The organism is Levilactobacillus humaensis (genome assembly GCF_024345185.1).
GTDB lineage: Bacteria > Bacillota > Bacilli > Lactobacillales > Lactobacillaceae > Levilactobacillus > Levilactobacillus humaensis.
On record NZ_BROB01000059.1, the window covers coordinates 1 to 1,899 of the forward strand.

At 48.0% G+C, this 1,899-nt stretch carries 1 protein-coding gene; it reads left to right on the forward strand.

Annotated features, from left to right (window positions below; all coding sequences use genetic code 11):
- The first annotated feature begins 440 nt into the window (after positions 1-440).
- Positions 441-1,823, forward strand: a complete 1,383-nt coding sequence (gene ltrA, locus OCU14_RS11190; RefSeq protein WP_261811089.1) for a group II intron reverse transcriptase/maturase — start codon at positions 441-443, stop codon at positions 1,821-1,823.
- Positions 1,824-1,899: the final 76 nt, after the last annotated feature.

The following is a 1,899-nucleotide window of genomic DNA, read 5'->3' on the forward strand; positions in this document are numbered from 1 at the left end:
GTGCGCCCGGCATGGGCGTTAACTAGGCGGTGAAAGTCCGCTGTGGGCCGTAGTAGTCGGAACCACGAGCCGGAGGCAAGGGTGTCCACCGTGAGGTGGAATCTGAAGGAAGCCCTAGGCAAAGCACTGCGCTGATGTACAAGAAGCGGCTAGAAGGTCGGAAGTGACTGGGCAAGATTGCACAACAAATCGAAACCCGATACTACTCGAGGTCACTACGATAAAGTCGACAGCGACATGGTGCGAAAGTTAGCGTTCTTACCCGGGGAGGCCTGAGTGATATGTTCCCGACAAGAGACGCGCTATGTGTCACAGGAACAAGCGAGTCAGTGATGACCCGTTGAATTTCTCAGGAGTCAGCCGAGGTCATAGTAGGATAGCTGACGCTATCCGAAGGACTGAACAGTAATAACTAATCATTGATATTGGAGGTGGAGAAGGTGCGACAATCGCAGAAAACAGAACAAGCTGACTACCAGTTGAAGATAGGTCTGGAAGACTCAAGGTATGCTGGAGCGCGTAGTACCATCTCTGGTGAAAGTATGATGATAAGTGGCATAGAATTTTCGAAACGTGTCCTGACCCGGAACAACATGAACTTAGCGTTCTCCCGGGTCAAGAAGAATAAGGGAGCAGCAGGCCTCGATGGCATGACCGTCGAAGACCTCCTGCCTTATCTGAAGAAACACAAGGAAGAGTTACTCGAACAATTGGCTCAAGGAACCTATAGGCCTCAGCCAGTTAGGCGAGTCGAAATTCCCAAGCCCAATGGTGGTAAGCGTAAACTTGGTATTCCTACGGTAGTTGACCGTTTGGTTCAACAGGCTGTAGCTCAAGTCATGACTCCCATCTTTGAGCAAGTGTTCTCAGATAATAGTTTTGGCTTTCGACCGAACCGAAGTGCCCAACAGGCTATATCACGTGTAGTGTCACTCTACAATCAGGGTTACCACTACGTGGTAGATTTGGACCTCAAAGCCTACTTCGATACGGTTAACCATGACCTACTCATCAGGTTTATTGGCCAGTATATCAATGACCCATGGCTGTTACGACTAATTCGCCGTTTCCTTACCAGTGGTGTTATGGATGGCAAGTTGTTCGAACAAAGTAGAAAAGGAACGCCGCAAGGTGGTCCACTATCGCCGTTATTAGCCAATATTTACTTGAATGAGTTGGATAAGGTACTGACCTCACGAGGCCACCAGTTCGTCCGATATGCGGATGACTGTAATATCTATGTCAAAAGCAAGCGGGCAGGTCAAAGAGTATTGAAAAGTATCTCAGGATTCCTAAAAGGTACTCTTAAAGTAACCGTCAATCGTGAGAAGACATCAGTCGGGTCACCACTCCGTTTAAAGTTTCTGGGATTCTCACTGGGTGTTGGGCATGGAGGAGCTTACGCTCGTCCGGCTAAGCAATCCAAGGCGAGAATTAAACAGGCACTACGCCGTCTAACCAAGCGTAATCGAGGAATCTCCACAGATAAAATGTTTGTAGAAATTCGTCAGAAAATGCGAGGATGGCTCCAGTATTATAGTATCGGTAAGATGGCAACGTTCGTTAAAGTTCTTGACCAATGGTTGCGATCGAGAATCCGGCAGTATTACTGGAAGCAGTGGAAGAAAGTCAAAACCAAGGTAGATAATTTAAAGCGTTTGGGCCTTTCCCATAACGATGCCTATACCTTCGCCAACACCCGTAAGGGTGCATGGCGGACCGCGCATAGTGCGACGTTAACTTACACGTTAACGAATAGAAAACTGGAACGTCTCGGTCTAATAAATTTGACCAAAACGCTCCAGCTTATTCAGAGTGCTTAAATTACTGAACCGCCGTATACGGAACCGTACGTACGGTGGTGTGAGAGGTCGGTAGTCGAAACAATCGGCTACCTCC